Here is a 6,339-nt window from a genome sequence, read left to right on the forward strand (position 1 = left end):
TTCTGTAAACCAAACCTATAACCCTTATATTTACCTGCATTAAATTAAAGGTGGGAAAGTTGAGTAACTAATAAATTAGCCGGATAATGGCTTGGGTTAAGGTTGGGTGTATGTACTATATTATTATGTATATACACCCAATTATCTTGTTTTATAGGAAAGCATATAAGTAGAGAGTAGTGACTCTATACTATCGGAGCCAATGTTAGTATTTTATTCTAATAGTAATAAAAATTGAGGTGAGAACAATGATTTTTGAAAGTCATGCACATTATGATGATGAGAAATTTGATATTGATAGAGATGATTTATTGGAGCGTCTGCCAAATGAAGGTGTAGAATATATAATCAATGTTGCAGCCAATATTGATTCTGCTTATAAATGTGTTGAATTAGCAAAAAAATATGATTATATATATGCAGCTGTTGGTGTTCATCCAGATGATGTAGAAAATATGAAAAAAGAAGACTTGAAGACCATAAAAGAGTTATCAGCTTATGACAAAGTTGTAGCTGTTGGAGAAATAGGGCTTGATTATTATTATGAAAATTCTTCAAAAGAGCTTCAGAAGTTTTGGTTCAGAGAGCAGATAGAAACGGCAAAAGAATTACAATTACCTATAATAGTACACAGCAGAGATGCAGCGATAGATACAATGGATATAATTAAATCAACTGATGCAAAACAAATTGGTGGAGTAATACATTGTTACTCAGGAAGTAGCGAATTAGCACGGGAATATGTTAAAATGGGATTCTATATTGGTGTTGGCGGTGTTGTTACTTTTAAAAACGCTAATAAGCTAAAAGAAGTAGTAAAAGAAATATCTATTGATAACATTTTAATAGAAACCGATTCACCATATCTAGCACCAGTACCTAATAGAGGTAAAAGAAATGATTCCAGCAACCTAAAATACGTTATCCAACAAATTGCAGAGTTAAAAAATATGTCTTACGAGGAAGTATTAAAAAGTACTTATGAAAATGCAAAAAAACTATTTAGAATAAAATAGATAGTTTTAGGGTTAAGCCATAATAAGTATTATGACTTAACCTATCTTCTAATTACTTTTTTCTATTTCTGACATTAATTCCTCTAATAGTAAATCAATTTGTTTAGACATTTCTATTATATCAGTATCAATAGTAAGATTGCTATTAATTTGATTGATGATATTAGATAGATTTTCATTTACTTGGTAAATTATTTCAGTACTTTGCATAGAAGGCACCTCACTTAACTTTTGATCTTATTAATAGGAATTTGAATAACTTGATAATTGAATCTAGCCCGTTGATAATTAAGTAATAATAGGTAATAATATGTGCGAATAAGATAATGAATTAGTACAGGAATAGTGGTTAATATTTTATTATGTAAAAATAAATTTGTTTATATATATATTCTATCATATAAATCGAATATATAAAGAAAAAAATGTAAATTTTTATAAAAACTCGAAAAATTAATTATTTTTATATGTTTTGTTTAGGATTTAAACTAAATGACATCATTATACAATATATAGTATAGAATACAAATAATTCCCCGTATATATTGTTTATAAATGTAAAATATTGGAATTTAATATAATGTACAATTATCTATAAAATTAAATTCACAATTAGTAAAACATGACAAATATTCAATATATTAATAATTTATTATCAGATTATACTTAATTTATTACCATAACAACATAAATAAAATAATAAAAGAGGTGATTTATATTATAGAACCAATTGCTTCTCCCAAAAAAACCATAGAAATAATAAAAAAATATGACTTTGCATTTCAAAAGAAATTTGGACAGAACTTTCTGATAGATTCCCATGTACTTAATAAAATCATTACATCTTCAAATATTAATAAAGAAGATGTAGTAATAGAAATTGGTCCAGGAATAGGAAGCCTTACTCAGCAATTAGCTGAAAATGCAAAACAGGTAATAGCGGTAGAAATTGATAAAAAACTTATACCTATATTAGAAGATACTTTAAGTGACTATAATAATATTACAATTATCAATGAAGATATCTTGAAAGTAGATATAGTAAAACTAGTAGAAGAAAAAAATGATAATAAACCAATAAAAGTCGTTGCCAATCTCCCATATTACATTACAACTCCTATAATAATGGGATTGTTTGAAAGTAATGTTCCTGTAGATAGTATTACAGTAATGGTACAAAAAGAAGTGGCAGACAGGATGAAGGCAAAACCTGGGACTAAGGATTATGGAGCACTATCTTTAGCTGTCGGGTATTATAGCGAACCTTATATTGTAGCCAATGTACCACCCAACTGTTTTATGCCAAGACCTAAAATCGGTTCTGCTGTAATCAAGTTAACAAAACATAAACAACCCCCAGTAGATGTTGTGGATGCCAAATTATTGTTTAAAATCATTAGAGCATCTTTTAATCAAAGAAGAAAAACTCTTATTAATGGACTATATAATAACTTAGATGGTATGTTTGACAAAGACCAATTAAAACAGGCTATAGAAAACATTGGATTAAAACTTAATGTAAGAGGAGAAACTCTCAGCCTAGAGGAATTTTCTAATTTAGCAAACGAATTATACAGATTAATTAAATAAAATGAATTATTAATTATACTAAAACCTCCCTAACATAAATATAAATGTATAAAGGGGGGTTTTAATGTGCAATCAAATAAATATAATCGGCAGGTAACAATGTTTGAACAAGAAGATAAAGGATATGTTTCTGTAGGAAGCAAATCTTATGGATATTGCAAAATAGAAACAAGAGGTAATAAGTGTAGAATAAAATTATCTGTAAATGGACTTATAAAATCAAACCAATACATTTATAAAGCATGTCTTATAAAGACTACTGAAAACAGTAGCGATATCATACCTATAGGAGTTATAGAATTAGACAATAATAATTGTGCCAGCTTAAATATAAATACTGATACTGATAACATAATGAAAAAAGATATACCAATCAATGATATTTCAATTATAGCTATAACGTGTAAAGAAAATGACAATAAATTTAAATTTCCTTTAGTAGGATATATAAAAGAAATAGATTATCCTTGGAAAAAAAATATTAATATAGATAGAAAAATCAATAAACAGTCAAGAATAGAAAAAACACAAATTAATAAAGATATTAAGATTGAAGACAATAAAGTAATTGAGACACAACCTAACGATATTAATAAAGCAGACACTGATAACTCCAAAACAGATACAATTACTACAGAGACAAATGTCAGAAATGATTCTCAAACCAAAAAACGAAGTAATGAAATTAATAATGATTCAAAAATTGATGAAACTAAAACAACCATAGATAATACTAACGCATATAATAAGGGATCAGAAAATGATAAATCTATCGAAATTGATGATATAGGAAACCAAACTTTTGATATAATAAAAGATCATTTCGATAAAAATGAACTGACTAAAATATATGATAATATATTTAAGGAATATCCAAAAATGAAACCGTTTGAGGGGAAGTATTCCAATAAAGAATGGATTCGTATAGAACCTGCAGATATTATATATTTTCCTATAGAATCTTGGCTGCTAACAAATAATACATTTTTGCTCAATGCATATAGAAAATATAAACATCTCATACTTGGAAGAGATATGGATTGTGACAGAGGGAAACCATATTTCATACTTGGAGTACCTGGTATATACTATCCAAAAGATAAAGTGGCTGCATATTTCTATGGGTTTAAAGATTTTTTATGCTGTTCAGGAGCCAAAACTAAATCAGGAGAATACGGATATTGGGTCAAAGAAATAGATTGTCCAATGTAATTAAATTGTAATGCTATTGACATCTAAAATACACATAAAAATGATAATATAATTATGAAAACTATCCCCCCTTTTATTTATGATAAATTTACATATTTTTATCCTACCGCCGTGGTAGGATTTTTTTTACAAAAAAACTACCATTCCAAATTCTACAGTAGTTTATATATATGAATTATACATTATAACGAGCATAGGTAGTACCTGGGAATATGAAGCAGTGAGCCATGGACGGCGAACTCAGCCCTTTAAACACGGACGTTTAACGGGCTGACGAAATATTCCCAGGTACTACCTATGCGACTGTGAGCTATCTTTATTAATGTTCTCAATTAGTAGCAGTCTTAGCTCTAACATTCCTAAAATAATAACTAACATAGCTAGAAAGAGCAATCAACTCCAAAATTATTGCTATGAACATAACTGTAATACTTATAAAATGCTTTGGCAAAATAATTATTAAAAATATAGCAACTGCAAATGTTACAGTTGCAAGTTTACCAAATTTGTTAGATGGTATAACGGTCTTTTCTTTTCTAAAATATAAGACAATGCCTGATATAACTAAACAAGTCTCTTTAATTAAAATTATAAGCAATACCCAAATAGGTACATATTTTGAATAATATAAACACCCTAGTGTAGTTACTAGCATCAGTTTATCAGCTAAAGGGTCCAAGACTATTCCTACAACTGAAACCACATTGTATTTTCTTGCAAGATACCCATCAAGAAAATCAGTAAGACTAGCAACTAAGAATATTATTAATGCATAGATATGAGCATTCTCCACCGATGAAAAGAAAACTACAGGAAATAGTGGCACAAGGAACATTCTAATTATGGTTAGGATATTTGGTACATACTTCATTGTTATTCCCCCTTGTTAATTGCATAATCCATAATTAATACGATATGATTATTATATATAAAAGATAAATCCAAGTCTATAGTTTTAGCTATATTAATTAATTTTTTTGCAACTTAACATTTAAAAAGAATATTATTACTATACAATAAAGATTATTTATTAATATGTGCCACTTTTAATTCATTTTTTCCTGATAGTTATATCTCCCATGTCACAATCAACATTATAATCTCCTTTTTTGGAAGAAGTAGGGAAATCAGATTTTATCCTTCCCATAGAAACATTTGTGGATATGATTGAATTATCATTATCATATAGGCTTATCTTGATACTTCCCATATCAGATGAAATATTAAAAGAATCTATTTTTTGTTTGAAAGAGGCTGTTATAGCCCCCATATCTGATTCCAAATCACAATTATCAATCTTACCATTAGAAACGATGTTGATACTTCCCATATCTGTATTGACAGTACAATCCTTAATAGTGTTATTGGATTCCATATATATAACACCATTACTAGAAGATATATTCAATTTATCAACCTTGGCATTATTATAATAATTTATTTTTCCCATTGAACTATTAAGGATAACAGATTCTTTTCGATTAGCTAAAGTAATGTCTATTTTCCCTAAACTGGAAGTTATATCAATGTTTTTGACATCAGAGAAAAATTCACTGTTATTAATTTCTCCAAGATTATTATTGATATTTAAGGTATCTAATTCAAAATCATTAGGAACGTAAACTGTAATATCGTTTGTATAATTACTCTTGTTCATGCTACCAAAGAAATTTTTGGCAACTATTCTTTGAGTAATATCTAAAGTATTATTGTTTACATCTGTATTGTAATTGATAGCATAATTATTGGTATTTGGTTTTGTGTATGTGTATTCAACTTTTATATCTTTTCTATCTTCTTTCTTAAAAACAATTAAAGCTACATCTGTGTTCATAGATATTTTGTCTAGGTCTTCACTAGGGAAATTATCTACTATGGTATCGCCAGTCTTATCATAGATGGTATAATCATAATCAGTAATCATGGAATCGTGTATACTTTCGTCTATGGAGTCTTGAATTATATCTTTAACTTGATTTGGTACAAAAGGCAAGTTTTGTATCCAATTATAATCATTTCTATCACTATCCGTAGTATCGGCATGATTGCTGTTATTACTATAAAAAGGATTGAATCCAAAATAACCCATAGTATTAATGCTGTTAGCCGAAGCATATGCAATGATACCAAAAAAAGATACTACTAATGTTATTGATAATATTATAGCCAAATTTTTAAGCTTTTTCATAGCTATCCCTCCTTACAATTCGCTTGTTCCACTCAATATACTTTGTAGTAAAATTAGCATAGAGTTTCATCAACATGATGGTTCCTATAATGATAAGTCCTCCGGCACTTGCTATAAAGATGAAGAATAGAAATCCTAAAAATGGATGAGCTATTACATCATAAGGTATTGAAACATACATCATTGGTGAGTGGAAAACGCAAACAATCAAGACAACTACGCTAGATAGCACCAATGCTATTCCAACAATGAAAAATGATGCTAGCACAGCCCAGCAAGCTATATAGAGTCCTATCATTATTAAGTTGAAAAAAATCATTCCAATCAATATTC

Annotated in this window: 7 protein-coding genes; 3 read left to right on the top strand and 4 right to left on the bottom strand. The window is 28.3% G+C overall.

The genetic code is table 11. The annotated features are described in order from the left end of the window. Nucleotides 1–248 precede the first annotated feature (248 nt). Complete coding sequence (locus tag AACQ14_RS02480) at nt 249–1,016, top strand: TatD family hydrolase (protein WP_339361980.1); 768 nt, start codon at nt 249–251, stop codon at nt 1,014–1,016. 48 nt (nt 1,017–1,064) lie between these two features. On the opposite strand, the gene AACQ14_RS02485 is transcribed toward AACQ14_RS02480, so the two are convergent. Further along, entirely contained in the window at nt 1,065–1,226 is a 162-nt protein-coding gene (locus tag AACQ14_RS02485; RefSeq protein WP_193774503.1) for a hypothetical protein, read from the bottom strand. Nucleotides 1,227–1,724: 498 nt separating this feature from the next. Here AACQ14_RS02485 and rsmA point away from each other — a divergent pair, with 498 nt between their 5' ends. Together rsmA and AACQ14_RS02495 are read left to right on the top strand one after the other, a co-directional pair. Then, nucleotides 1,725–2,606, top strand: coding sequence for a 16S rRNA (adenine(1518)-N(6)/adenine(1519)-N(6))-dimethyltransferase RsmA (gene rsmA, locus AACQ14_RS02490; RefSeq protein ID WP_423247981.1), 882 nt, complete (start codon nt 1,725–1,727; stop codon nt 2,604–2,606). Nucleotides 2,607–2,672: 66 nt separating this feature from the next. Then, nucleotides 2,673–3,818, top strand: a complete 1,146-nt coding sequence (locus AACQ14_RS02495; RefSeq protein WP_339361981.1) for a DUF6128 domain-containing protein — start codon at nt 2,673–2,675, stop codon at nt 3,816–3,818. 328 nt (nt 3,819–4,146) lie between these two features. On the opposite strand, the gene pgsA is transcribed toward AACQ14_RS02495, so the two are convergent. The 3 genes from pgsA to AACQ14_RS02510 form a co-directional block, all read right to left on the bottom strand. Beyond that, on the bottom strand, nt 4,147–4,689 hold the full coding sequence (gene pgsA, locus AACQ14_RS02500; protein WP_339361982.1) for a CDP-diacylglycerol--glycerol-3-phosphate 3-phosphatidyltransferase: 543 nt from the start codon (nt 4,687–4,689) through the stop codon (nt 4,147–4,149). Between the two features lie 180 nt (nt 4,690–4,869). Continuing rightward, a complete protein-coding gene (locus AACQ14_RS02505) occupies nt 4,870–6,006 on the bottom strand; it encodes a DUF4097 family beta strand repeat-containing protein (protein ID WP_339361983.1) in 1,137 nt (378 codons plus the stop codon). Next, a partial coding sequence (locus AACQ14_RS02510; protein WP_339361984.1) for a DUF1700 domain-containing protein occupies nt 5,993–6,339 on the bottom strand: 347 nt, incomplete at its 5' end. The genes AACQ14_RS02510 and AACQ14_RS02505, both read right to left, overlap by 14 nt.

This window comes from Vallitalea maricola, assembly GCF_036985595.1.
GTDB lineage: Bacteria > Bacillota > Clostridia > Lachnospirales > Vallitaleaceae > Vallitalea > Vallitalea maricola.